Source organism: Pseudomonas sp. NY15354, assembly GCF_048068075.1.
Lineage (GTDB): Bacteria > Pseudomonadota > Gammaproteobacteria > Pseudomonadales > Pseudomonadaceae > Aquipseudomonas > Aquipseudomonas guariconensis_C.
In genome coordinates, this window is sequence record NZ_JBLUPV010000005.1 from 223,134 (window position 1) to 248,646 (window position 25,513).

21 protein-coding genes are annotated in these 25,513 nt (G+C 64.6%); 12 read left to right on the plus strand and 9 right to left on the minus strand.

The window, feature by feature from the left end; genetic code table 11:
* Positions 1–32 precede the first annotated feature (32 nt).
* Positions 33–845 (minus strand): crotonase/enoyl-CoA hydratase family protein, encoded by an 813-nt coding sequence (locus ACNFCH_RS07950; protein WP_337158970.1) that lies wholly within the window; start codon positions 843–845, stop codon positions 33–35.
* 150 nt (positions 846–995) lie between these two features.
* Here ACNFCH_RS07950 and nhaB point away from each other — a divergent pair, with 150 nt between their 5' ends.
* On the plus strand, positions 996–2,498 hold the full coding sequence (gene nhaB / locus ACNFCH_RS07955; RefSeq protein ID WP_337158973.1) for a sodium/proton antiporter NhaB: 1,503 nt from the start codon (positions 996–998) through the stop codon (positions 2,496–2,498).
* Between the two features lie 334 nt (positions 2,499–2,832).
* On the opposite strand, the gene ACNFCH_RS07960 is transcribed toward nhaB, so the two are convergent.
* Positions 2,833–3,450 (minus strand): dihydrofolate reductase family protein, encoded by a 618-nt coding sequence (locus tag ACNFCH_RS07960; protein WP_337158974.1) that lies wholly within the window; start codon positions 3,448–3,450, stop codon positions 2,833–2,835.
* A 311-nt stretch (positions 3,451–3,761) separates the two neighbouring features.
* On the opposite strand from ACNFCH_RS07960, the gene ACNFCH_RS07965 reads away from it, so the two are divergent.
* Complete coding sequence (locus tag ACNFCH_RS07965) at positions 3,762–5,510, plus strand: BCCT family transporter (protein ID WP_416742594.1); 1,749 nt, start codon at positions 3,762–3,764, stop codon at positions 5,508–5,510.
* A gap of 86 nt (positions 5,511–5,596) precedes the next feature.
* Here the strand turns inward: ACNFCH_RS07965 and ehuA are convergent, their stop codons facing one another.
* The 4 genes from ehuA to ehuB all read right to left on the minus strand — a co-directional run bounded on the left by ehuA (position 5,597) and on the right by ehuB (position 8,686).
* Entirely contained in the window at positions 5,597–6,454 is an 858-nt protein-coding gene (gene ehuA, locus ACNFCH_RS07970; RefSeq protein ID WP_416742595.1) for an ectoine/hydroxyectoine ABC transporter ATP-binding protein EhuA, read from the minus strand.
* On the minus strand, positions 6,454–7,110 hold the full coding sequence (gene ehuD / locus ACNFCH_RS07975; RefSeq protein ID WP_337158976.1) for an ectoine/hydroxyectoine ABC transporter permease subunit EhuD: 657 nt from the start codon (positions 7,108–7,110) through the stop codon (positions 6,454–6,456). The genes ehuA and ehuD overlap by 1 nt, the downstream gene beginning before the upstream one ends.
* Positions 7,107–7,766 carry an ectoine/hydroxyectoine ABC transporter permease subunit EhuC gene (ehuC, locus tag ACNFCH_RS07980; protein WP_337158977.1) on the minus strand — a complete coding sequence of 220 codons (660 nt, stop codon included), beginning with the start codon at positions 7,764–7,766 and terminating at the stop codon, positions 7,107–7,109. Before ehuC ends, ehuD begins: the two co-directional genes overlap by 4 nt.
* Before the next feature lie 62 nt (positions 7,767–7,828).
* Positions 7,829–8,686: an ectoine/hydroxyectoine ABC transporter substrate-binding protein EhuB gene (ehuB, locus tag ACNFCH_RS07985; RefSeq protein ID WP_416742596.1), complete on the minus strand. Its 858-nt coding sequence runs from the start codon at positions 8,684–8,686 to the stop codon at positions 7,829–7,831.
* Between the two features lie 270 nt (positions 8,687–8,956).
* On the opposite strand from ehuB, the gene ACNFCH_RS07990 reads away from it, so the two are divergent.
* The 9 genes from ACNFCH_RS07990 (at position 8,957) to ACNFCH_RS08030 (ending at position 20,405) form a co-directional block, all read left to right on the plus strand.
* On the plus strand, positions 8,957–10,351 hold the full coding sequence (locus ACNFCH_RS07990; protein ID WP_416742597.1) for a PLP-dependent aminotransferase family protein: 1,395 nt from the start codon (positions 8,957–8,959) through the stop codon (positions 10,349–10,351).
* Between the two features lie 269 nt (positions 10,352–10,620).
* Positions 10,621–11,592, plus strand: coding sequence for a hydroxyectoine utilization dehydratase EutB (gene eutB / locus ACNFCH_RS07995; protein WP_337158980.1), 972 nt, complete (start codon positions 10,621–10,623; stop codon positions 11,590–11,592).
* Between the two features lie 32 nt (positions 11,593–11,624).
* Positions 11,625–12,617 carry an ectoine utilization protein EutC gene (gene eutC, locus ACNFCH_RS08000; RefSeq protein ID WP_416742598.1) on the plus strand — a complete coding sequence of 331 codons (993 nt, stop codon included), beginning with the start codon at positions 11,625–11,627 and terminating at the stop codon, positions 12,615–12,617.
* A gap of 29 nt (positions 12,618–12,646) precedes the next feature.
* Entirely contained in the window at positions 12,647–13,837 is a 1,191-nt protein-coding gene (doeA, locus tag ACNFCH_RS08005; RefSeq protein ID WP_070092686.1) for an ectoine hydrolase DoeA, read from the plus strand.
* A 4-nt stretch (positions 13,838–13,841) separates the two neighbouring features.
* The gene (doeB, locus tag ACNFCH_RS08010; protein WP_416742599.1) at positions 13,842–14,855 is read left to right on the plus strand and encodes a N(2)-acetyl-L-2,4-diaminobutanoate deacetylase DoeB; all 1,014 of its coding nucleotides are present in this window, start codon (positions 13,842–13,844) and stop codon (positions 14,853–14,855) included.
* 42 nt (positions 14,856–14,897) lie between these two features.
* Positions 14,898–16,364 carry an NAD-dependent succinate-semialdehyde dehydrogenase gene (locus ACNFCH_RS08015; protein WP_337158984.1) on the plus strand — a complete coding sequence of 489 codons (1,467 nt, stop codon included), beginning with the start codon at positions 14,898–14,900 and terminating at the stop codon, positions 16,362–16,364.
* 12 nt (positions 16,365–16,376) lie between these two features.
* Entirely contained in the window at positions 16,377–17,762 is a 1,386-nt protein-coding gene (locus ACNFCH_RS08020; RefSeq protein WP_337158985.1) for an aspartate aminotransferase family protein, read from the plus strand.
* Positions 17,763–18,893: 1,131 nt separating this feature from the next.
* On the plus strand, positions 18,894–19,844 hold the full coding sequence (locus ACNFCH_RS08025) for a ribonuclease Z (protein ID WP_337158986.1): 951 nt from the start codon (positions 18,894–18,896) through the stop codon (positions 19,842–19,844).
* Between the two features lie 132 nt (positions 19,845–19,976).
* A complete protein-coding gene (locus tag ACNFCH_RS08030; RefSeq protein ID WP_070092691.1) occupies positions 19,977–20,405 on the plus strand; it encodes a glycine zipper domain-containing protein in 429 nt (142 codons plus the stop codon).
* 162 nt (positions 20,406–20,567) lie between these two features.
* Here the strand turns inward: ACNFCH_RS08030 and ACNFCH_RS08035 are convergent, their stop codons facing one another.
* Genes ACNFCH_RS08035 through gnd form a run of 3 tightly spaced genes read right to left on the minus strand, consistent with a single transcriptional unit; the run spans position 20,568 to position 24,893 of the window.
* Complete coding sequence (locus ACNFCH_RS08035; RefSeq protein ID WP_337158987.1) at positions 20,568–22,364, minus strand: glycoside hydrolase family 15 protein; 1,797 nt, start codon at positions 22,362–22,364, stop codon at positions 20,568–20,570.
* A 46-nt stretch (positions 22,365–22,410) separates the two neighbouring features.
* Entirely contained in the window at positions 22,411–23,916 is a 1,506-nt protein-coding gene (gene zwf, locus ACNFCH_RS08040) for a glucose-6-phosphate dehydrogenase (protein WP_337158988.1), read from the minus strand.
* Positions 23,913–24,893, minus strand: coding sequence for a phosphogluconate dehydrogenase (NAD(+)-dependent, decarboxylating) (gnd, locus tag ACNFCH_RS08045; protein WP_337158989.1), 981 nt, complete (start codon positions 24,891–24,893; stop codon positions 23,913–23,915). Before gnd ends, zwf begins: the two co-directional genes overlap by 4 nt.
* A 203-nt stretch (positions 24,894–25,096) precedes the next feature.
* Here gnd and ACNFCH_RS08050 point away from each other — a divergent pair, with 203 nt between their 5' ends.
* Positions 25,097–25,267 carry a DUF6026 family protein gene (locus ACNFCH_RS08050; protein ID WP_337158990.1) on the plus strand — a complete coding sequence of 57 codons (171 nt, stop codon included), beginning with the start codon at positions 25,097–25,099 and terminating at the stop codon, positions 25,265–25,267.
* The last annotated feature ends 246 nt before the right edge of the window (positions 25,268–25,513 follow it).

A 25,513-nucleotide genomic window follows, 5' to 3' on the forward strand; every position in this document is an offset into this window, starting at 1 on the left:
CGGGATCCTTAAAAGCGCGTCCCCCGCCCCGGTCAGTCGGCGAAGGTCGGTTTCTGTTTGCTCATGTGGGCCGCCATGGCGACCCGCAGGTCTTCGGACTGCAACATGGCGGCGTTCCAGGTGGCGATGTACTCCAGGCCATCGTCGATGCGATGGTCACGCATGTAGTTGAGCATCTCTTTGGTACCGCTCACCGCAATCGGCGATTTTTGCGCGATTTGCGCTGCCAAGGCAAAGACTCCTTCGAGCAGCGCGGCCTGGTCGTTGAACACCTGGTTGACCAGACCGATACGCTGGGCCTCGTCCGCCGCGACGTGGCGTCCGGTGTAGGCCATTTCGCGCATCACACCGTCGCCGATGATACGCGGCAAACGTTGCAAGGTCCCGACATCGGCGGCCATGCCCATGTCGATTTCCTTGATCGAGAATTGCGCGTCCGCAGTGCAGTAGCGCATGTCACAGGCCGAGACCAGGTCGATCGCGCCGCCCAGGCAATAGCCCTGGATCGCCGCCAGCACCGGCTTGCGGCAGTTGTCCACGGCATTGAACGAGGCCTGCAGCCCGAGGATGGTGCGCCGCAGCAGGCGCGCGTTGCGGCCCACGTCCTTGCCCATCTGCCCGGCCAACTGGGCCAGCATGGCCAGGTCGATACCTGCGCTGAAGTGCTGGCCCGCAGCACTGAGCACCACCACGCGTACCGCATCGGTGTCGTCGACCCACTGGAAGATGTCGATGATTTCTTTCCAGAAGTCACCGTTCATGGCGTTGAGCTTTTCCGGGCGGTTGATCTGCACATGGGCGATGTTATCGGTCAGTTCAACCTTGAATGCGCGGTACTCGGTCACGGGCGGTACTCCTGTAGGTAAAAGGTTCACGCGCCGGACTATATCGCACCCTCAAGGCCGTGCTTGTGCCAAAAGCGGGACTGAACGCCTTGCACCTGACGCCTGCATCGGGCACTTTGCGCCACTGCTGAATCAAAAGGATACAAATTCATGTCCCGTTCCCTGACCGGCGCCCTCGCTCACAACTTCCTGGGCCAGTCGCCGCTCTGGTACAAGGCCGTCATCTGCCTGTTCCTCGTGCTCAACCCCTTGCTGCTGGCAACCCTCGGCCCGGTCGTCACCGGCTGGGTGCTGGTGATCGAGTTCATCTTCACCCTGGGGATGGCGCTCAAGTGCTATCCATTGATGCCTGGCGGCTTGCTGCTGATCGAGGCACTGTTGCTGGAGATGACCACGCCCCAGGCCCTGTACGAAGAGCTGCAGCACAACTTTCCGGTGATCCTGCTGCTGATGTTCATGGTCGCCGGCATTCACTTCATGAAGGAACTGCTGCTGTTCCTGTTCTCCAAGATCCTTTTGGGCGTGCGCTCGAAAGCCATCCTGGCGCTGCTGTTCTGCGTGCTTTCGGCGTTTCTTTCGGCGTTTCTCGATGCGTTGACCGTCACGGCGGTGATCATCAGCGCGGCGGTGGGTTTCTATGCGGTCTACCACCGCGTCGCCTCCGGCGCCAACCCGCGCGAGGAATCCGAGCTCGACAGCGACAACCAAGTGCCGCAATTGCACCGTGAGGACCTGGATCAGTTCCGCGCCTTCTTGCGCAGCCTGCTGATGCATGGCGCAGTGGGCACTGCGCTGGGCGGTGTGTGCACCTTGGTGGGCGAGCCGCAGAACCTGTTGATCGGCCACGAAATGGGCTGGCACTTCGCCGACTTCTTCCACAAGGTGGCGCCGGTGTCGATGCCGGTGCTGGCGGCAGGCCTGGTGACCTGCGTGTTGCTGGAAAAGCTGCGCTTGTTCGGTTACGGCACCCTGATGCCGGAGCGCGTGCGCCAGGTGCTGGCCGGCTACGCGGCCGAGGACGATGCCGCACGTACCCCGGCCCAGCGCGCCGCCTTGCTGGTGCAGGGCCTTGCCGCGCTGATCCTGATCGTCTGTCTGGGCCTGCACATCGCCGAAGTCGGGTTGATCGGCCTGTTGGTGATCGTGCTGATCACCGCCTTCACCGGTATCACCGACGAGCATCGCCTGGGTCGCGCGTTCCAGGACGCCATGCCGTTCACCGCGCTGCTGGTGGTGTTTTTCGCGGTGGTCGCGGTGATTCATCAGCAGCAGTTGTTCAGCCCGTTGATCACGTGGGTCCTGGCCCTGCCGGCGGACCAGCAGCCGGGCATGCTGTACCTGGCCAATGGCTTGCTGTCGGCGATCAGCGACAACGTGTTCGTCGCCACGATCTACATCACCGAGGTGAAACAGGCGTTTCTCAACGGTGCCATGAGCCGCGAGCATTTCGAGACCCTGGCGGTGGCGATCAATACCGGCACCAACCTGCCCAGCGTGGCCACGCCCAATGGGCAGGCGGCGTTCCTGTTCCTGCTGACCTCGGCGATCGCGCCGCTGGTGCGGTTGTCCTATGGGCGCATGGTGTGGATGGCCTTGCCTTATACCGTGGTCATGGGCGGACTGGGCTGGTGGGCGGTGACCTACTGGCTCTGAGCCAGGTCATCGCCAGGGCGGTCATCTTGCATCGACTGCCCCGGCCCTTTCGCGGGTAAACCCGCTCCCACAGGGGTCACCGTCTGCTGGGGAAAACCATTCCTTCAGGTAATCACCGGCCTTGTGGGAACCAGGTCATCACCGGGGCAGTCATCTTGCATCGACTGCCCCGGCCCTTTCGCGGGTAAACCCGCTCCCACAGGGGTCACCGTCTGCTGGGGAAAACCATTCCTTCAGGTAATCACCGGCCTTGTGGGGCGGGTTTATCGAGGCGTCGAACCGCCGCGAAGCAGGCGATACGGTGCAGGGCAATGCCCACTGGACTCGCCCCTGACTAGCACACGTTCTCGAACGTCCCCGTGCGCACTTCACCCTCGCGCACGTAATGGGCGATCACCACCCCCGCTGGCGTACTGGTCGAGTTCGCCAGCTTGAAGGCCGCCGGCTGCGCATCGTCACCGAACAGCCGCTTGCCGGTGCCGAGCAGGATGGGGTGCATCATCAAGCGCAATTCATCCACCAACCCCGCAGCCAGCAACTGGCGCACCAGTTCGCCACTGCCCTGGGTCAACAGATCGGCACCGTCCTGGCGTTTGAGCGCCTTGACCGCCTCCACCACGTCATTCCCCAGCCCATGGCTGTTCTGCCAGGCGAGCGTCTCGGGGTAATGGGTGGCCACATGCTTGGGCACCGCATTGAACAGGTCGGCAATCGGATGCCCTGCATTCACGTGTGGCCAGTACCCGGCAAAGATCTCGTAGGTGCGCCGCCCCAGCAGCAATTCGAACGGCCGTGAGAACAGCACCTGCATGGCCTGGCCAGACGCTTCATCGGCATAGGGCACCACCCAGCCGCCGTAACGAAACCCGCCATGAGTATCCTCGTTCGGCCCGCCCGGGGCCTGCATGACGCCATCGAGGGAGATGAAAGCCGCGACGATGAGCTTGCGCATGGATCGGTTCTCCAGTCATTGAAAGGCCTGTATGCCTTCCCTACCCCATGGTCGAACGGCGCCGGGCGAAATCGACAGGCCGTCTGAAAATCCAGACAGCGAGATGCGCGCGAAGCGGCGCCGGGGCCCCAGCGGGGGTCGTTTCGAGGACGCGACAGGACGGTCTGGGAATAGGAAGCCCCCTTTTTTCGGCAGGATAATCGCGCCTTGGCGGCTCGGCCTGACCTCGGGTTGCACGTCGTCGCACAGCGGCAAGCACAACAACAACAAACCTGCAGCGGCCAGGCACCCACAAAGGGGCATAACGACACATGGCAAAGGAAGAGAACGTTGAAACACTCGCCCTTGGCGTGACAGATCCTTCGCAAACCGAAGAAGCAAAAAAAGATCGTCACCTCGAAGGCAAGATCGACTGGATTGTCTTCGGCATCACCAGCATCCTCGCAATCGCATTCGTCATCTGGGGCTTCGTCAGCCAGGCGAGCCTCGCCCAAAGCGCCTCCACGGCCCAGTCCTGGGTCATCGTCCATTTCGGCTGGTTCTTCGTCCTCACCTCGACCTTGTTCGTGGTGTTCGTGCTGTGGCTGGCCGCAAGCCGCTACGGCAAGGTCCCGCTGGGGCGGGATGGCGAAGCGCCCGAGTTTCGTACCGTGTCCTGGGTGGCGATGATGTTCAGCGCCGGCATGGGCATCGGGCTTATGTTCTTCGGCGTTGCCGAACCCCTGTCGCACTATGTTTCCCCGCCTCCGGGAACCGCCACCGCACAGACCAGCGAGGCGATGCAGGTGGCCATGGCGACCACCTTGTTCCACTGGACGCTGCACCCCTGGGCCATGTACGCCATCGTCGGCCTGGTCATCGCCTACGGCACCTTCCGCCGCGGGCGCTCGCAGCTGATTTCCACGGCGTTCCGGCCGCTGATCGGCCGCCACGCCAACGGCCCCATCGGCCGCGTGATCGACATGATGGCGATCTTCGCCACCCTGTTCGGCTCCGCCGCCTCTCTGGGCCTGGGCGCTCTGCAGATCGCGGGCGGTCTGGAGTACAACGGCTGGATCGAGCACCCGGGCAAGATCTTCTACATCTCGATCATCACCCTGCTGACTGTGGCCTTCGTCGCCTCGGCGGTGTCTGGCATCGGCAAGGGCATCCAGTGGCTGTCCAACACCAACATGGTGCTGGCCCTGGTGCTGGCGCTGTTCACTTTCATGGTCGGGCCGACGCTGCTGATGCTCAACCTGCTGCCGACCTCGATCGGCGTGTACATCAAGATGCTGCCTGAAATGATGGCGCGCACCAGCGCCAGCGGTGGCGAACAGATGGACAACTGGCTGGCCGGCTGGACCGTGTTCTACTGGGCCTGGTGGATCTCCTGGACGCCCTTCGTCGGCATGTTCATCGCGCGCATCAGCCGCGGACGCACCATTCGCCAGTTCGTCACCGGTGTGTTGCTGGTGCCGAGCCTGGTGAGCCTGATCTGGTTCACCATCTTCGGTGGCGCCGGTATCGACGCCCTGCAGGAAGGCACGTTCACCCTGGTCAATGGCGCCGTGAACAGCAACCACGCCCTCTACGAGCTGCTGGAAAGCTACCCGTGGGCATCGGTGACCTCGGTGCTGATCATGATCCTGGTGGGCATCTTCTTCGTCTCAGGCGCCGATGCCGCCTCCCTGGTGATGGGCACGCTGTCGGAGCACGGCACCACGGAGCCGTCCCGTGCCACGGTGATCTTCTGGGGCGCGCTGACCGGTACGGTGGCGGCGATCATGCTGGCGATCGGTGACCCGGCCAACCCGGGCGAGGCCCTGACCGGGCTGCAGAACCTCACCATCGTCGTGGCATTGCCGTTCGTGATCGTGATGGTGCTGCTGTGCCTGGCGCTGTACCGCGACCTGCGCCGGGATCCGATGATGCTGCGTCACCTGCGTGGCACCGAGCTGATCGAAAAGGCCGTGCTGTATGGCGCGGTCAAGCATGGCGAGGAGTTCTACATCGTCGTCCAGGAAAAGAAATCCGCCGTCAAACGCACCCATGCCGAGGCGCAGGCCACAGAGACCTGAAGCCACCTTGCGCGGTGCGTGTGAGAGCGGATTACCCTGCTCCACCGCGCCGCGAATGGGCCATGGAAAATGGCACAGGATAGCCTTCAGTTGGCTTCCCTGACCGCGCTCAGGAACGCGCGGGTCCGCTCCTGCTGAGGGTGCTCGTACAGCTGTGCGGGCGCGCCCTGTTCGTGGATCTGCCCCTTGTAGAAGAAACACACCCGATCCGCGAACTCGCGGGCAAAGCCCATCTGGTGGGTGACCATGAGCATGGTCAGGTTGTGCTCGCTGCCGAGCCTTCGGATGACATTGAGCACTTCACCACACAGCTCCGGATCCAGCGCCGAGGTCACTTCGTCGAACAGCATCACCTTGGGCCGCATGGCCAGGGCCCGGGCGATCGCCACCCGCTGTTGCTGACCACCGGAAAGCTGCGAAGGGTAATGGTCGAACTTGTTGCCCAGACCGACCATTTCCAGTAATTCGGCGGCGCGCTCGCGGGCCTCGGCGGGCTTGATGCCGAGCACCTGCACCGGCGCTTCGATGACGTTCTGCAAGGCACTCATGTGCGGGAACAGGTTGAAGCTCTGGAACACCATGCCGATCTTCGAACGTACCCGGCGCACATGGCGTTCGCTGGCGCTCACCAGGGTGCCGTTGCGCCCTGGCATGTGGGTCAGCGACTCACCGTCCACGTCGATCATGCCCTGGTCGATACCCTCCAGGGTCATGAGCACCCGCAGCAAGGTCGACTTGCCCGAGCCGCTGGGGCCGATGATCGCCACCTTTTCGCCGGGCGCGACTTCCAGGTTCAGGCCGTCGAGCACGGTGAAGTTGCCGTAGCGCTTGGTCACGTCGCGAAAGGCGACGATCGGCTGGGCGATGGCCGGTTCCGGCATGGTGTGATCCCGTTGCAGAGGGCTGGTGGTGAGGGTGGCGAGGTTCGAGACAGGCGCGATCATTAGCGTAACTCCAGGCGCACTTCGAGGCGCCGAACCAGATAGGCCAGAGCGACGCTCAAGGCCAGGAAGAACAGACCAACCAGGGTGATCGGCTCCAGGTAGCGGAAGCTTTCGGAGCCGACGTTCTTGGCCTGCTGCATGATTTCCACCACGGTGATGGCGGACAGCACCGGGGTGTCCTTGAGCATGGCGATCAGGTAGTTGCCCAAAGGCGGCAGGATCGGCCGCACCGCCTGGGGCAGAATGATCGTGCGGTAGGCCGTCCAGGGCGCGAAGTTCAGCGCCACCACCGCCTCCCACTGGCTGCGCGGCACGGCGTCCAGGCCACCGCGATAGACCTCGGCGAGGTAGCAGGCATAGTGCAGGCCGATACCCAGGATGCCCGCCTGCATCGCGCTCATGTTCACGCCATAGTTGGGCAGCACGTAGTACAGGAAGTACACCTGGATCAACAGCGGCGTGCTGCGGATGAACTCGATCAACAGGGTCACCGGCCAGGCGATGACCATGTGCCGACTGCGCCGGCCGATGGCCAGGAACAACCCCAGGACGATCGCGATCAGAAAGCCCACCAAGGTGATGCCCAGGGTCTTGAGCGAAGCCTGCAGCAACTGCGGCAGGATCTGCGCGACGTAGTTCCAGTCCCAGACGTTCATGACAGGCTCCCCCGCAGGCGACCACGGCCCAGACGCCGTTCGACGCCGCGCATGGTGAAGTTGATGACCTGCGCCAGGACGAAGTACAGCAGCAAGGTCAGGCTGAAGATCTCCAGGGTCTGGAAGGTCGCCTGGTCCAGCTGGCGGGCGCGAAAGCTCAGGTCCGACAAGGTGATCAACGACACCAGCGAGGTGTTCTTGAGCAACTCGATCAACAGGTTGGTGCCCGGTGCGATCGCCGCCAGTAGAGCCTGAGGCAGGATGATCCGGCGAAAGCGTGTGGCCGGCGGCATGTTCAGGGCGACGCAGGCTTCATATTGCCCTTTGGCCACCGAGCCGATGGCCCCGCGCATCACTTCAGCGCCATAGGCACCGATGTGCAGCCCCAGGCCGACGATGGCCACGGTGTAAGAGCTCAGTTCCAGGTTGAACGGCGGCAGCGGCAGGACGAAGAACAGCCAGAACAACTGCACCAGCAGCGACGTGCCGCGAAACAGCTCGATGTATGCCACGCAGAACCAGCTCAAGGGTCGCCAGGACGAGCGCCTGCCCAGGGCCGCGAGAATGGCAGCGACGATGGCCAGCAGCGAGCCGAAGAATGTGACCTGGATGGTGATCCAGGCGCCTTGCAGTAACAGCGGTATCAATTCACCCATGGTTCGACCTGAATAATCGGATTACGCAGGGAACGGCATGGCAAGTGCCATGCCACCTCGATTCATTGCTGGGCACAGAGCTCGGCGGCGGTCTTGTCGGTCACGTTGGAGCGGTCGAAACCGAACGGTGCCACGGTCTTGAGGTGATCCTCGCTGCCCAGCCAGCGCTTGAGCTCGGCGTTGACCGCATCGCGCAGGTCCTTGTCCTCGGGGCGAAACGCCAGGGCGCCGTAGCCGGTATGGGCTGGGTCATCAGTGAAGTCGGTGATGGCCTGGACCTTGTCGCCGCCCTTCTTCGCCAGGCCTTTCATGGTCAGTTGGGTCCCCACGGCGGCGTCCGCGCGACCGGCGCGCACCGCCTGCAACTGCGCCGTGGTGTCGGGCACCTGGAGGATCTGCTCGTCCTTGACCCCGGATTCCCGGGCGTAGGCGAGGTTGACGGTGCCCGCCATGATCGCCAGCTTCACGTCGGGGTTCTTGGCGATGTCGGCATAGCTGTGCAGGCCTTTCGGGTTACCGGCGGCCACCAGCAAGGTGTCGGGCAAGGCGTACTGCGGGTCGGTGAAGATCACCTGTTTGCAGCGCGCCGGCGTGATGTACATGCCGGCGGCGATCACATCGAAACGCCCCGCTCGCAGACCGGGGATCAGCGAGCCCCATTCGGTCAGCACGCCGTCGACTTGCTTGATGCCCATCTTCTGGAAGATGACCTTGGCGATCTCCGGCGACTCACCCGTGACCCGACCATCGGTCTCGGTGAAGGCGAACGGGGTTTCGTTGGCGTAGCCGATGCGGATACGGCTGTTTTCCTTGATGGTGTCCAGGGTCGTCGCCTGGGCGCTGGCCGCCAGACCAATGGCCGCACAGGCCACCAGCAGGCGTTTGAAGGGAGAGACTGCGTTGGGGGAAGGCTGGCTCATCAATGAATCTCCTGTTTTGTTATCAAACCGTCGGCGACGGCTCTGTGTTTAGGAGGCAGTGGAGCAAAACAGCGAAGGCCGGGTGTGTCGTTCGATCGGTGCACAGCCCGAGCGTTCCGGCGGGCCGACGTAGTCTTGTTTGCTTGCGGGTGTCGACCTTGGGCCGGAGCATACAAAAGCCCCGAAGCCGATGGGATTGCACTAGGACAATTGCCCGAAGATCCTGCCCGGGCGATGCTGTGCGCAGTCCCGGTCAGCGAAGCGATACCCATGAAGAACTGGAAGAACGTCCTCGACTCAGCGCGCATCGGCGAGTCCAAGTACAAGCTGCTGGTGCAGGCCATCGCCGGGGAGATCGAGCGCGGCGAGCTGGTGCATGACCAGCGCCTGCCGCCGCAGCGCCAGGTCGCCGATGCCCTGGGGATCAGCGTGCAGACGGTGACCAATGCCTACAAAGAGCTGGAACGCCAGGGCCTGGTGCGCTGCGAGATCGGCCGGGGCAGCTTCGTCAGCCGGCGCATGAGCGACCGGGTGGCCGATGACATCATCGACCTGCCCGAGCGCACCCTGGTGGACTTTTCCATCACGCGTATCCTGCACACCCAGGAGCACGAGCGCATCTGGCGCGACACCTGCGCCGAGCTCAGCCTGGAGGAGGACCAGCCCTGGATCCATGCCTACCGCCCGATCGCCGGTTTCCAGAGCCACCGCGAGGCGGCGGTGCGCTGGCTGGCCGGGCTCGGCATGAACGTGGAGCGCGACGATGTGCTGGTCACCAATGGAGCGGCCCATGGCATCTTCCTGGCCCTGGCGTCGCTGGCCGGGCCCGACGATGTGGTGCTCTGCGAAGGGCTGACCGACCACGGCGTGATTGGCAACTCGCAAGTGCTGGGCTTCACCCTCAAGGGCCTGGAGATGGACCGCGACGGCATCGATCCGGAGCATTTCGAAGACTTGTGCAGCAACGAGCGGGTCACGGCCCTGGTGTGCACGCCCAACCTCAACAACCCCACCACCAGCCTGATGCCCGACGCCCGGCGCCGGGAGATCGCCGCCATCGCCCGGCGCTTTGGCGTGCACATCATCGAGGACGATGTGTACGGCCCGCTGCTGGGCGAGCGGCATGCGCGCCCGATCAGCCACTACGCGCCGGAGCTGTCGTTCTATTGCACCAGCATGACCAAGTCGGTGCTCACCGGGCTGCGGGTTGGCTACCTGGCGATGCCCAAGCGCCTGGCGTTGCGGACCGAGAGCATCCTGCGGGTCAACAGTTGGATGGCCACCCCGCTGGTGGCGGAGATCGCCACCCGCTGGATCAACGACGGCCGTGCGGCGCACCTGGCCGAGTTGCAGCGCAAGCTGATCAGCGCCCGCCAGGCGATGGTGCGCGAACACCTGGGCGCCTACCTGCTGGGCAATCCGGCGCAAGCGCTGGGGGCTTGGCTGGGAATCCCCGCGCACTGGGAAGTCGACAGCCTGGTCAGGGCCCTGCGCCGCCGGCATATCGCCGTGACACCGCCGGAGCCGTTCCTGGTGCGCGGTACGCCGCGACCACGGGCGGTCAGGTTGTGTGTCGGGGCCGAGTGCTCGGACACCAAGATGCGCCAGGCCCTGGCCGACATGCATGAGCTGTTCGGGCAGTACCCGCAGATCCACGAACTCTGAATCGGGGCCGCTAATCCCACTCATACCGATAACACGCGCTCCTGGTGGGAGCGGGTTCACCCGCGAGCACCGGCAAAGCCGGTGCCATCCACCACGGAGTCTGCTTCGCGGCGGTTCGACAACTCGATAAACCCGCCCACAGGGTGGTGCGACCGCAGCCTCGACCGGGGCCCAAAAAAATGTCCAGCAAATTGACCTAGTACATTCATCACGACAATTTGCCGCTCTTAGACTCCGCCCAACACACGGTCACTCGTTGGGATACGGTCATGTCAGCGCTTTCACTTCACGCTATCTACCTTGCCCATCAACGCATCCAAGGGCGCGTGCGCCGCACACCGCTTGAGCACTCCCCTGCCCTGAGCCGCCACGTTGGCGTGCCGGTCTACCTCAAGCTCGAGTCCCAGCAGCTCACTGGCAGTTTCAAGCTGCGCGGCGCCAGCAACGCGATCGCCTGCCTGACTGAGGCACAACAGGCCCTCGGGGTAGTGACCGCCTCCACCGGCAACCATGGCCGGGCACTGGCCTACGCCGCCTCGCAACTGGGCGTACCGGCGACCGTCTACCTGTCCCATCTGGTGCCTGCCAACAAGGTCCAGGCCATCCGCGACCTGGGCGCCGAAGTGTGCATCGTCGGCCAGTCCCAGGACGACGCCCAGCACGCCGCCCTGCGCCATGCTCAGGAGCAAGGTGCGACATTGATCCCGCCGTTCGACCATCCGGCGGTGATCGCCGGCCAAGGTACCTTGGGGTTGGAGATTCTCGAACAACTGCCCGAGGTCAGCCAGGTGCTGATCCCGCTCTCCGGTGGCGGCCTGTTCGCCGGCGTCGCCTTGGCCGTCAAGAGCATCAACCCGACCATCACCACCCATGGCATCAGCATGCGTCGCGGCGCTGCCATGCACGCCAGCCTGCAGGCCGGGCACCCGGTCGAGGTGGAAGAACGGCCGACCCTGGCCGACTCACTCGGCGGCGGCATCGGCCTGGACAACCGCCACACCTTCGCCCTCACCCAACGCCTGCTCGATCACGTCCACCTGCTCGACGAAACCGCCATCGCCAATGGCCTGCGCCACGCCTACCAGCAGGAACGCCTGGTGCTCGAAGGCGCCGCTGCGGTAGGCATCGCCGCCCTGCTCGAGGGGCAGGTACCGGCCCGCGGACCGATCGTGGTGGTGGTCAGCGGACGCAATGTCGACACCGCCCAGCACCTGCGGGTGATGAACGGCGCCAACGCCTGAGGTCTTTCTTTTCGCTCACTGGAGGTTCACCGATGCCGGCCATTACCTTGCTCAACGAAGCCGACCTGCGAGATTGCATCACCCTCGACCACGCCGCGGTCGATACCGTCGAGCAGGCATTCGCCCTGCTGGCCACGGCCCAAGTGGCCATGCCGCCGATCCTGCGGCTGGACGTGCCCGAGCACAACGGCGAGGTGGACGTGAAAACCGCCTACCTGCCGGGCATCGAGCGCTTCGCGATCAAGGTCAGCCCGGGGTTCTTCGACAACCCCAGCCTCGGCCTGCCCAGCCTCAACGGCATGATGATGCTGCTCTCGGCCCGCACCGGCCTGCTCGATGCGCTGTTGCTGGACAACGGCTACCTCACCGCCGTGCGCACGGCTGCCGCCGGCGCGGTGGCGGCGCGCTGGCTGGCCCGCGAAGACAGCCGCTGCGTGGCCCTGATCGGCAGCGGCGAACAGGCCCGCCTGCAATTGCAGGCGCTGCGCCTGGTACGACCGATCGAGCGGGTGCAGCTGTGGGCACGCGATGCGGCCAAGGCCGCCGCGCTGGGCGATGACCTGGGCCGTGACGGCCAGTTGAAGATCATGGTCTGCGACAGCGTCGACCAAGTCATGCAGGGGGCGGACATCGCCGTCACCTGCACGCCCAGCCGCGAGCCATTGATCCACCCCAAGCACCTGCAACCGGGCCTGCACATCACCGCCATGGGCTCGGACGCCGAGCACAAGAACGAGATTGCCCCCCAAGTACTCGCGCAGGTCGAGCGCTACGTCGCCGACCGCCTTGGCCAGACCCGTCTGCTCGGCGAGCTGCACCACGCCCTGCGCGCCGGGGTGGTGAAAGACGAGAGCCGCTTCTGCGAACTCGGCCAGGTCATCGCCGGGCAACAACCCGGCCGCACCCGTGCCGACCAAATCACCCTGTGCGACCTGACCGGCACCGGCGCCCAGGACACCGCCATCGCCAACCTCGCCTTCGAGCGCGCACGCGCCGCAGGCAAAGGCCTGGCATTCAACAGCTGAACCCACCCCACTCATCAGAGGGCATTGCAATGTCTCAGTCAGTGGTCAACCTGCCGTTCAGCCGGCAGGAGTACGCCCAGCGCCTGGCCAAGACCCGCGTCGCCATGCAGGCGCAGGGCCTGGAACTGTTGCTGGTCACCGATCCGTCGAACATGGCCTGGCTCACCGGCTATGACGGTTGGTCGTTCTACGTGCACCAGTGCGTGTTGCTGGCACTGGACGGCGAACCGATCTGGTTCGGCCGCGGCCAGGACGCCAACGGCGCCAAGCGCACGGTGTTCATGGGCCACGACAACATCGTCGGCTACCCGGACATCTACGTGCAGTCGCGCGAGCGTCACCCGATGGACTACCTGTGCCAGGAGGTGATCCTGGCCAAGGGCTGGGGCGCTCTGCGCATCGGCGTGGAGATGGACAACTACTACTTCAGCGCCGCCGCCTACCAGGCCCTGTGCCGCCATTTACCCCAGGCGACCTTCAGCGATGCCGCCGGGTTGGTCAACTGGCAGCGGGCGGTGAAGTCCCCGCAGGAAATCGAGTACATGCGCATCGCCGCCCGTATCGTCGAGAAGATGCACGCGCGCATCCTCGAACGCATCGAACCGGGCATGCGCAAGAACGAGCTGGTGGCCGAGATCTACAGCAGCGGCATTCTTGGCGTGGACGGCCATGGCGGGGATTACCCGGCCATCGTGCCCCTGCTGCCGACCGGCGCCGACGCCAGCGCCCCGCACCTGACCTGGGACGACTCCCCCTTCACCCAGGGCGCGGGCACCTTCTTCGAGATCGCCGGCTGCTACAAGCGCTACCACTGCCCACTGTCACGCACGGTGTACCTGGGCAAACCGCCACAGCACTTTCTCGACGGCGAAAAGGCCGTGGTCGAGGGCATCGCCGCCGGCCTTGAAGCCGCCCGCCCCGGCAACACCACCGGCGACATCGCCCGGGCCTTCTTCAAGGTGCTGGAGAAGTTCGGCATCCACAAGGACAGCCGTTGCGGCTACCCGATCGGCATCAGTTATCCGCCGGATTGGGGCGAGCGCACCATGAGCCTGCGCCCGAGCGACACCAGCGTGCTGCAACCGGGCATGACCTTCCACTTCATGCCGGGGCTGTGGATGGACGACTGGGGCCTGGAGATCACCGAAAGCATCCTGATCACCGAGACCGGGGTCCAGACCCTGTGCGACGTGCCACGCCAGCTCTTCGTCAAGGACTGATGCCATGAACGCCTTCACAGACACCGAAGTGGCCAACCCGATCAGCAGCACAGTGGACTTCACCCGCGATGGTGTGCAGCACGGCTTTCTCAAGCTGCCCCATTCGCGCGACGACTCGGCCTGGGGCGCGGTGATGATCCCGATCACCGTGATCAAGCACGGCGACGGCCCGACCGCGCTGCTCACCGGCGGCAACCATGGCGACGAATACGAAGGGCCCGTGGCGCTGAGCAAGTTGGCCCAGCAACTGCGCGCCGATGAGGTCAGCGGCCGGGTGATCATCGTGCCGTTCATGAACACCCCCGCGTTTCATGCCGGCACTCGTACCTCGCCGATCGATCAAGGCAACCTCAACCGCAGCTTCCCGGGCAAGCCTGACGGAACGGTCACGCAGAAGATCGCCGATTACTTCCGGCGCACCCTGCTGCCGTTGGCCGATGTGGTGCTGGACATTCACTCCGGTGGCCGCACCCTGGACTTTCTGCCCTTCGCCGCCTGCCACGTGCTGCCCGACAAGGCCCAGCAGGCGCGCTGCGAAGCGGGCATGCGGGCGTTCGCCGCACCCTATGCCATGCGCATGCTCGAACTCGATGCCCAGGCCATGTACGACACGGCCGCCGAAGCCCAGGGCAAGGTGTTCGTCACCACCGAACTGGGCGGTGGCGGCACCGCCACGGCGCGCAGCGTGGCCCTGGCCGAGCGCGGCGTGCGCAACCTGCTGGTGCACGCCGGCATCCTCGAGGGTGAAGTCACGCCTGGCGCGTCGATCATGCTCGACATGCCCGACGGCGACTGCTTCATCGCCAGCGAGCATGACGGCCTGCTGGAGATGTGCCGTGACCTCGGCGAGCAGGTCCGCCAAGGCGATGTGATCGCCCGCATCCACGACATCCGCCGCACCGGCAGCGCGCCGGTGGAGTACCGCGCCCGTCGCGACGGCCTGCTGGCCGCCCGGCATTTTCCGGGGCTGGTGCAATGCGGCGACACCCTGGCGGTGATCGCCGACGTGCTGGCCTAGGCAGCGCGCACGCTACGACAACAAGAGGTATGGGAGAACATCATGTCAGACGAATACCCATTCAAGTCGCTGTGCTACGTGGACGGCCAATGGCTGCACAGCACTAGCGGCAACAGCATCGCTGTACTCGATCCGGCCAACCGCCAGACCCTCGGCCATGTACCGCTGCTCGACCACGAACAGATCGTCGCCGCAGTGGACGCCGCCCAGCGCGCCTTCAACCCCTGGCGCATGCTGCGCCTGGAAGAGCGTGCGGCGCTGCTGCGCCGCTGGGGCGAGCTGATTCTGGAGCATCAGGAGGCCCTGGCCCGGATCCTCAGCCAGGAGCAAGGCAAACCGCTGGCCGAAGCCCGCGGTGAGATCACCTATGCCGCCAGCTTCATCCCCTGGTTCGCCGAAGAAGCGCGCCGCCTGTATGGCCAGACCATCCCCAGCCACATCCCGGGCGCGGACTTGGGCACGGTGAAGGAGCCGGTGGGTGTGTGCGCCCTGCTCACCCCGTGGAACTTCCCCAGCGCGATGATCACCCGCAAGGCCGCCGCCGCCCTGGCGGCCGGCTGCACGGTGGTGGTCAAACCCGCCCACGAGACGCCCTACTCGGCGCTGGCCCTGGCCGAGCTGGCCGAGGCGGCTGGCTTCCCAGCGGGGGTGTTCAACGTAGTGATCGGCGAGCCGCAGATGACCATGGAGACGCTGGTGCGCGACCCACGGGTGCGCTCGGTCAGCTTCACCGGCTCCACACGGGTCGGCAAGCTGGTGCTGCAGGCGGCGGCGCAGGATGTGAAGAAAGTCGCCCTGGAGCTGGGCGGCAATGCCCCGTTCATCGTCTGCGCGGATGCCGACCTGGACCTGGCAGTGAAGGTGGCTGTAGCCGCGAAATTCCAGACCTCCGGGCAGGATTGCTGCGCCGCCAACCGGATCATGGTCCAGCGCCCGTTGTACGAGGCCTTCCTGGCGCGCTTCGCCGAGGCCGTGCGGGCGCTGCGGGTGGGGCCGGCGATGGTCGACGGCCAGGAAACCCCGGCCGACGTCGGCCCACTGATGCACCAAGGCGCGTTCGACGCCACGGTGGCACGGGTCGAAGACGCCATCGCCCAGGGCGCCCGCCGCCTGGTGGGCGGTGAAACCCACGCCCTGGGCGGCTGGTTCTATCAGCCCACGGTGCTGGCCGACGTGACCCCAAGCATGCGCATCTACCAGGAAGAAAACTTCGCACCGATTGCCGGCGTCATGCCCTTCGACACCCTGGAGCAGGCCATCGAGATGGCCAACGACACCGAATACGGGCTGGCCGCGTACATCTGCTCCAACCGCCTGGACGTGGTGCACCCGCTGATCCGCCGGCTGGACCACGCCATGGTCGCGGTCAACGGCGTGAAATTCACCGGCCACCCCATCCCCTTTGGCGGCATGAAGGCCTCGGGCCTGGGCCGCGAAGGCGGCAGCGAAGGCTTCGAGCCCTTTGTCGAAACCAAATACTTTTGCCTGCACCACCAAGGTCAACTCTAAGGAGTGTTTGCCATGAACCCAGAATACAACCAGCTGTTCGAGCAAGACCGCGCCCACTTCATGCACCCCTCGACCCACGCCCATGACCATGCCAGTGGCGCGCTCAAGGGACGGATCATCACCGGTGCCGAAGGCATTCGCCTGCGCGACCACGAGGGGCGCGAGCTGATCGATGCCTTCGCCGGCCTGTACTGCGTGAACATCGGCTACGGGCGCACCGAGGTGGCCGACGCAATCCACCGCCAGGCCAAGGAGCTGGCGTACTACCACACGTATGTGGGCCACTCGACCGAGGCCATCATCGAACTCTCCAGCCGCATCATCGACTGGGCACCGACGGGCATGAAGAAGGTCTACTACGGCCTCTCCGGCTCCGACGCCAACGAGACTCAGGTCAAGCTGGTGCGCTACTACAACAACATCCTCGGGCGCCCGAACAAGAAAAAAATCATCTCCCGCGATCGCGGCTATCACGGCTCGGGCATCATGACCGGCAGCCTCACTGGCTTGCCCAGCTTCCATCAGCACTTCGACCTGCCGGTCGAAGGCGTCAGGCACACCGTCTGCCCGCACTGGTACCGCAAGGCCCCGGCCGGCATGGACGAGCAGGCCTTCGTGCAGTACTGCGCCGATGAGCTGGAGAAACTGATCCTCGCCGAAGGCCCAGAGACCGTGGCGGCCTTTATCGGCGAGCCGCTGATGGGCACCGGCGGCATCATCGTTCCGCCCAAGGGTTACTGGGCAGCGATCCAGGCCGTGCTGGACCGCTACGACGTGCTGCTGATCGCCGACGAAGTCGTCTGCGCCTTCGGCCGCCTGGGCTCGAAGATGGGCAGCCAGCGCTACGGCATCCGCCCGGACCTGATCACCACCGCCAAAGGCCTGACCAGCGCCTATGCGCCACTGTCGGCGGTGATCGTCGGTGAGAAAGTGTGGAGCGTGATTGAGGAAGGTTCGCGCAAGGCCGGCCCCATGGGCCACGGTTGGACCTATTCCGGTCACCCGATCTGCGCGGCCGCGGCGCTGGCCAACCTCGACATCCTCGAGCGAGAGAACCTGACCGGCAACGCCGAAGTGGTGGGCGCTTACCTCAACCAACGCATGCGCGAGACCCTCGAAGGGCATCCGCTGGTGGGCGAAGTGCGCGGCGACGGCATGCTCTGCGCGGTGGAGTTCATGGCCGACCGCGAAGCCCGCACCGCCTTCGACCCCGCCCTGAAGGTCGGGCCGCAGGTTTCGGCGGCGTGCCTGGAGCGCGGCATGATCGCCCGGGCCATGCCCCACGGCGACATCCTCGGCTTCGCGCCACCACTGGTGCTGGACAAGCAGGATGCCGAGCGCATCGTAGCCATCACCAAGACGGCGGTCGATGAGGTGGCTGGGAAAGTGTTGGGTTGAAACCCACGGGAGGCGCAGCGCCCTCTCTCACGAGCAAACCCACAGGTTCTATGTTGCGCGTAAAACATACTCCGGTGCCTGTGAGAGAGGGCCTGCCCAGCAATGGAGGCTGGCCGTACTGACGCATTCGCGGGTAAACCCGCTCCCACAAGGTTCACCGCTAACCCTGTGGCTGCGGGCCTACCGGGAAATGAAGGATCACTGCCAATCCTGTGGGAAATTCCATGGGGCTGGACAAGCTCAAATTACCTTACTGACGCAATCCCTGTGGGAGGTTCACCGCTGACCCTGTGGCTGCTGGCCTACCCAGAAATGAAGGATCACCGCCAACCCTGTGGGAGATTCCATGGGGCTGGACAAGCTCAAATTGCCTTACTGACGCAATCCCTGTGGGGAGGTTCACCGCTGCCCCTGTGGCTGCGTGCCTATCCAGAAATGAAGGATCACCGCCAACCCTGTGGGAGATTCCATGGGGCTGGATAAGCTCAAATTGCCTTTCTGACGCAATCCCTGTGGGAGGTTCACCGCTGACCCTGTGGCTGCGTGCCTATCCAGAAATGAAGGATCACCGCCAGCCTTGTGGGAGATTCCATGGTGCTGGATAAGCTCAAATTGCCTTACTGACGCAATCCCTGTGGAAGGTTCACCGCTGACCCTGTGGCTGCGGGCCTACCGGGAAATGAAGGATCACCGCCAATCCTGTGGGAAATTCCATGGGGCTGGACAAGCTCAAATTGCCTTACTGACGCAATCCCTGTGGGGAGGTTCACCGCTGACCCTGTGGCTGCGGGCCTACCCAGAAATGAAGGATCACCGCCAATCCTGTGGGAAATTCCATGGTGCTGGATAAGCTCAAAATTGCCTTACTGACGCAATCCCTGTGGGGAGGTTCACCGCTGACCCTGTGGCTGCGGGCCTACCCAGAAATGAAGGATCACCGCCAATCCTGTGGGAGATTCCATGGGGCTGGACAAGCTCAAATTACCTTACTGACGCAATCCCTGTGGGAGCGGGTTTACCCGCGAAGGGATCACCACGGAGCAAGACAATTGCGCCCACATCCAGCCGCAGGCTTGCCCCGCGACAAGGCCCACACTGACAATGCAGATACCCCTCCACAGGAGCCAGTCAATGGACCTGCAGTTCCTGGGCACCTCTGCCGGTGTGCCCACCAAGGCGCGCAATGTCACCGGTACCGCCGTCATCGAGGCCACCGGTAGCCACTGGTACCTGGTGGATTGCGGCGAAGCCACCCAGCACCAGTTGCTGCACACGTCGCTGTCGATCCGCGACCTGCGCGGCGTGTTCATCACTCATGTACATGGCGACCACTGCTTCGGCCTGCCCGGCCTGTTGGCCAGCGCCGGGATGTCTGGCCGCACCCACCCCCTGGACCTGATCATGCCCGCCGCATTGCACGACTGGCTGCGCCTGAGCCTCGCCGTCAGCGAGACCTACCTGAGCTTCGAACTGCGCCTGCTGGCAGTCGAAACCCTCGGCACCTGGCGTAACGACAACATCCAGGTGAGCACCGTGCAGCTGTCGCACCGCGTGCCCAGCCATGGATACGTGTTCACCGAGATCAATCCCGAGCCACGATTGGATATCCCAAGGCTGGAGGCCGATGGCATCCCCCGCGGCCCGCTGTGGGGCGAGCTGGCCCAAGGCAACCCGGTCACGCATGCCGGGCGCGAGCTCACCCCCCAGGACTACCTGCGCCCGTCCCGCCCGCCCCGGCGCATCATCGTCTGTGGCGACAACGATACGCCCGCGCTGCTCGCAGGCGTCGCCCGAGGCGCTGATGCACTGGTACACGAGGCGACCTTCACCCAGCCGATCATCGAGCGCACCCAGATGACCTTTGGCCACAGCACCGCCGCTGAAGTCGCCCGCTTCGCCGAGCAGGCAGGCGTGAAGAACCTGGTGCTCACCCACTTCAGCGCCCGCTACCAGCCCAACCCGCAGCGCAGCCCGTCGATCGAAGATGTGCGCCAGGAGGCCCAGGCGCATTACAGCGGTAACCTGATCCTGGCGCAGGATTTGCGCCGCTATCACATGGCCCGCGATGGGTGCCTGGCATGAAACGCCCCGACCAACGGCCATGTCTGTCATCGAATGCTTGACGTGGGTCCAGAGCCCATCGGTTTTTCGTTGACCGTGCCCACGCCGGGCCGCAGACTTCGCACTCTTGATTCATCCTGAGATCTGTAAAACATGCGCAAGTCATTTCCTGTAATCGCACTCTTCACCCTGATGGCCAGCTCGTACGCCATCGCTGGCGAAACCACCAACACCGCTGTTGGCGGCGGTGTCGGCGGTGCACTGGGGAGTGTGGTCGGTCAGGCCATCGGTGGTAGCACAGGCGCCGCGATCGGCGCCGGTGTCGGCGGCGCGGCAGGTGGTGCGGTGTCGGCCAAAGACGGCAAGAAAACCGAAGCCGCCATCGGCGGCGGCCTGGGCGCAGCCGGCGGCCAGGTGCTGGGCAACAAGGTCGGCGGTTCCACCGGTGGCGCCATCGGTGCCGGCCTGGGCGGCGCGGCGGGCAGCGCAATCGGCAACAGCATGGCCGATGACGATCACCACCACAGCAGCCACAACTCCGGCAAGAAACACAAGCACAAGAAGCACAAGCATCACGATTGATGATTGTTTCGGCCAAGCCTATCGAGAAACTCACCGAAAGGCTTGGCCCGAGCAATAAAGAAAACGATTAATTCCGGCGATGAAGAAAACGCCGTTTGAATAACTCGTGGCAGGTTGCACGATCACTATTGCGCAACCTACATCAGTGCCTACTGATCAGCTCTACATTGTGCCTGCCCGATCACGCACCGGACACTGCGCCCGATGCAGATTCAACGCCGTATTGATGATCCCGATATGGCTGAACGCCTGGGGGAAGTTCCCCAGCATCCGCTTGCCCACCGGGTCGTATTGCTCGGCCAGCAGGCCCACGTCATTGCAGAGCCCCACCAACTGTTCATACAACGCCTGGGCCTCTTGCTGCCGACCGAGCAGTACATACACGTCCGCCAGCCAGAACGAACACACCAGGAACGTCCCCTCCCCCGGCGTCAGGCCGTCGCTGCAGCGGTCGCTGTCATAGCGCAGCAGCAAGCCATTGCGCAGCAGGCGTTTTTCGATCTGGGCCAGGGTACGTAGGAATCGCGGATCGTCCGCGGGCAGGAAGCCGGTCAAGGCGATCTGCAACAGGCTTGCGTCCATCTCCCGGGAGCCATAGGCCTGGACGAAGTATTGGCCCGTGGGGTCGAGCCCTTGGCCGCAGACTTCGCGATGGATCTGGTCGGCCACTTGCCGGTAGTGCCGGCCGCGCTCGCGGTCTTCCTCGGTGGTTTCAGCCAGGCTTGCGGCGCGGTCGAAGGCGACCCAGGCCATGACCTTGGAGTGCACGAAGTGCTGACGCCCGCCGCGCACTTCCCAGATGCCTTCGTCCGGCTCGCGCCAGATGCGCTCCAGGTACGGCAGGATCGCGCGGGCAATGGCCGAGCTGCGCGGGTGCCGGGGCAGGCCACCGCGGATCGCCTGGGTCATGGCGTCGGCGAGTTCGCCATAGATGTCCAGTTGCAGTTGCGCCGAGGCAGCGTTGCCGATGCGCACGGGGCGGGAGTGCTCGTAGCCGCTCAGCCACGGCAGGGTGAACTCCTGCAGGTCGCGCTCACCGGCCAGGCCGTACATGATCTGCATCTGCTCGGGGTTACCGGCCACCGAGCGCAGCAGCCATTCACGCCAGGCCTGGGCTTCGTCGAAGTAGCCGAGGTTCATCAGCGCCAGCAGCGTCATGGTGGCATCGCGCAGCCAGCAATAGCGGTAGTCCCAGTTGCGCTCGCCGCCCACGCGCTCAGGCAACGAAGTGGTCGCGGCGGCGACCATGCCGCCGGTGGGTGCGTAGGTCAGGGCCTTGAGGGTGAGCAAGGAACGGCGGACCAAGGGCGTCCAAGGGCCGACATCCGGGCAACGGGCGGCGAAGGCTTGCCATTGGGTAATGGTCTTTTCCAGGGCTTGCTCGACGTCGAAGGCCGGTTGTGGCGGCAGATGCGAGAGTTGATGGCGCAGGCTGAACACCTGGCGCTGGCCAGCCAGGACACGGAATCGGCTGACGCTGTGGTAGTCGCGCGAGTGCACCGGCTCCGTGCTGCGCAGGATCATCCGGTCGGGGCCGGCGACCGCGCTGAGGGTGCACGGATCGAGCCTCTCCACCCACGGGACGCTGCGCCCATAGTCGAAACGCAACACCAGGTCCATCTCGAAGGCGGTTTCGCCGGCCAGGCCTTCGACGATGCGGACCACGGCGTTGTGTTCGCCCAGGGGCATGCAGTCGATGACGCGGGCCCGGCCACTGGCGGTGGTGTAGATGGTTTCGAGCACCAGGGTGTCATCGAGGTAGCGCCGGCTGACGGTTTCGACCGGGTCGCTGGGTGCCAGGCGCCAGCGGCCATTTTCTTCGTTGCCCAGCAGCGCGGCGAACACCGCCGGGGCATCGAAACGCGGAACGCACAGCCAGTCCAAGGAGCCATCTCGGCTGACCAGGGCAGCGCTGCGGCAGTTGCCGAGCAGGGCGTAGTCTTCGATCGGGGCTGGCATGAGGGCTCCTCTGTAAGACTGTCGGTCTGGGGCGCTTTGCGCCCCTTCATCCCAAGGTGTGCCACTCCCGTTTGTCACGCGTGAGCAGCTCGTCGCCCGCCTCGGGGCCGTCTTCGCCGGCGGGGTATTCATGCACCTCTCCACCGCTGGCCCAGGCATCCAGGAACGGCTGTACCGCGCGCCAGCCGTTCTCGATGTTGTCGGCGCGCTGGAACAGGGTCTGGTCGCCGGTGAGGCAGTCGTAAATCAAGGTTTCGTAGCCGGTGGCCGGGGTCATCTTGAAGAAGTCCTTGTAGGCAAAACCGAGCTCGACGTTTTCCATCACCAGCTCAGGCCCAGGCCGCTTGGCCTGCAGGTCGAACCACATGCCTTCGTTGGGCTGGATCTGGATTTTCAGGTAGTTGGGCTTGGGTCGCTCCAGCTCCGACTCGCGGAACTGCGCATAAGGCGCGGGCTTGAAGCAGATGGCGATCTCGGTGTCACGCACGCTCATGCGCTTGCCGGTGCGCAGGTAGAACGGCACGCCGGCCCAGCGCCAGTTGTCGATCATCACCTTGAGGGCGACATAGGTTTCGGTGCGGCTATCAGGGCTGACGTTCGGCTCCTGGCGATACCCGGCCAGGCGCTTGCGCCCCTGCTTGCCGGCCACATACTGGCCGCGCACGGAGTGCTTGAGCGCCATCTTCTGCGACCAGGGTCGGATGGCGCCGATCACCTTGGCCTTCTCGCTGCGCACGGCGTCGGCGGCAAAGGCGGCCGGTGGTTCCATGGCGACCATGGCCAGCAGTTGGAACAGGTGATTGGGGACCATGTCGCGCAGTGCGCCGGTGTTGTCGTAGAAGGCGCCACGGGTCTCGACACCGACGGTCTCGGCGGCGGTGATCTGCACGTGGTCGATGTAATGGTTGTTCCAGAACGACTCGAACAGCCCGTTGGAGAACCGGCTGACCAGGATGTTCTGCACCGTCTCTTTGCCCAGGTAATGGTCGATCCGGTAGATCTGCCGCTCGCTCATCACCCCCAGCAAACAGGCATTGAGGGCCTCGGCGCTGGCAAGGTCGGTGCCGAAGGGCTTTTCCACCACCACCCGGCGAAAACCGCCGCCGGACTCATCGAGCAGGCCGGCATCGCCCAGGCGCTGCGCCACTTCCGGGAAGAAGCGCGGCGAGGTGGCCAGGTAGAAGATGGCATTGCCATGGGCAGTCTTGTCGATGCGCCTGCCGATGGCCTCGTAGGTGGCCGGGCTCAGGAAGTCACCGGTCTGGTAGTCCAGACGCTTGGCAAGGCGAGCCCAGACCTTGTCGTCCAGGCACTTGTTGCTGCCCTCCCCGCCCTTGTCGCGCTCGACCATGAAGGCATGCAGGCGCTCGGCGAACGCCTCGGCCGTGGCCGGATTGTGGTCGACGCCGACGATGCGCAGGTTGCGGTCCAACAGGCCATCGCGACTGAGGTTGTACAGCGCCGGCATCAGCAGGCGCTTGACCAGATCGCCATTGGCGCCGAACAGGAACAGCGTGCAAGGCGGCGCGGCAGGTATGCGTTGTGGCGTCATTTGCCTTTCTCGACGTGACCGCCAAAGCCCAGGCGCATGGCCGAGAGGATCTTGTCGCCATAGGTGCCTTGCTGCTGGCGCGAGCGGAAACGGGCGAACAACGCGCTGGAAAGCACCGGTACCGGCACGGCCTGCTCCACGGCGGCATCGATGGTCCAGCGGCCTTCACCGCTGTCGGACACCGAGCCACTGAACTGGGCCAGTTGCGGATCGGCCACCAGGGCGTCGGCAGTCAGGTCCAGCAGCCAGGAAGTGACCACACTGCCCCGGCGCCAAACTTCAGCGATCTCGGCCACGTCCAGGTCAAAGCGTTGGTCTTCGGGCAGTTCGTTGCCGCCTTTGCTGCGCAGCAGGTCGAAGCCTTCGGCGTAGGCCTGCATCAGGCCGTACTCGATGCCATTGTGCACCATCTTCACGTAGTGCCCGGCGCCAGCGGGGCCGGCGTGGATGTAGCCGTGCTCGGCGCGGCCATGTTCGCCTTCGCGGCCTTGAGTGCGGGGGATGTCGCCCACGCCGGGAGCCAGAGCCTTGAACAGCGGCTCGAGGCGTTCGAAGACGTCCTTCTCGCCACCGATCATCATGCAGTAACCGCGCTCCAGGCCCCAGACACCACCAGAGGTGCCGACGTCCAGATAATGCAGGCCAAGCGTGGCCAGCTCGGTGGCCCGGCGCATATCGTCTTTATAGAAGGTGTTGCCACCATCGATGATCGCATCGCCCGGCTCCAGCAGCTCGGCCAACTGGGCGATGGTCTGCTCGGTCGGTTCGCCGGCGGGCAGCATGACCCATACCGCGCGAGGCGCCTTGAGCTTCTGTACCAACGCACCGAGGTCGTGGGCCCCTTGGGCGCCCTCGCCTTCCAGGGTCATCACCGCGTCGCGATTGCGGTCGTGGACCACGGTCCGATGCCCTGCGAGCATCAGACGCCTCGCGATGTTGCCGCCCATGCGGCCCAGCCCGACAATTCCCAGTTGCATGTGTCGATGCTCCCCTTATGAAATGGATGACAACGCGGTTCAGGTTTTCAGATTAGTCCAGCGTCCCGCTCGAGGGTTCACCGACGAACGGGGCGACAACGATAAACAAAAAAGTTCCCAAGGCCAGGAAAAGAATTCAGAATGCCGCCGCGCCAAGCGTCTACGCTTGAAATTGTCACCAGCCAGAAACGCGAGGTGTTTCCATGGGTACCCTGATGCCTGCCACCCCCACCCAGACCCTCTATGTCACCGTGCGCCGTGACGAGCTGCGCCGCCTGAAGGATGAACGCGACCAACTGCGCCAGCAGGTCGCCCAGCTGAACCAGTTGCTCGAGCAGGCCCGCTGCGAGAACGACAAAACCTTCCACCTCTGATCCGCGTCGCTCTTCGTGGGAGCTGATGGCTCCCACTCGGCAAGCCCCCTTCCCCGTCCCCCCATTCTGCGCTGCCGCTACCCGTTCTACAGTCGACTGTGCGCCGGGCGACCTCTCTATTTCGTACATTTACATCCTGTGACAACCCGCCAACGTTTGCGCGTGGGCACGGTCATCATTTAAATGACCAGCGGGTCACAAATGTAACGCAACCTCTCCTACACTCGGGATTCTGCCCGCCAAACC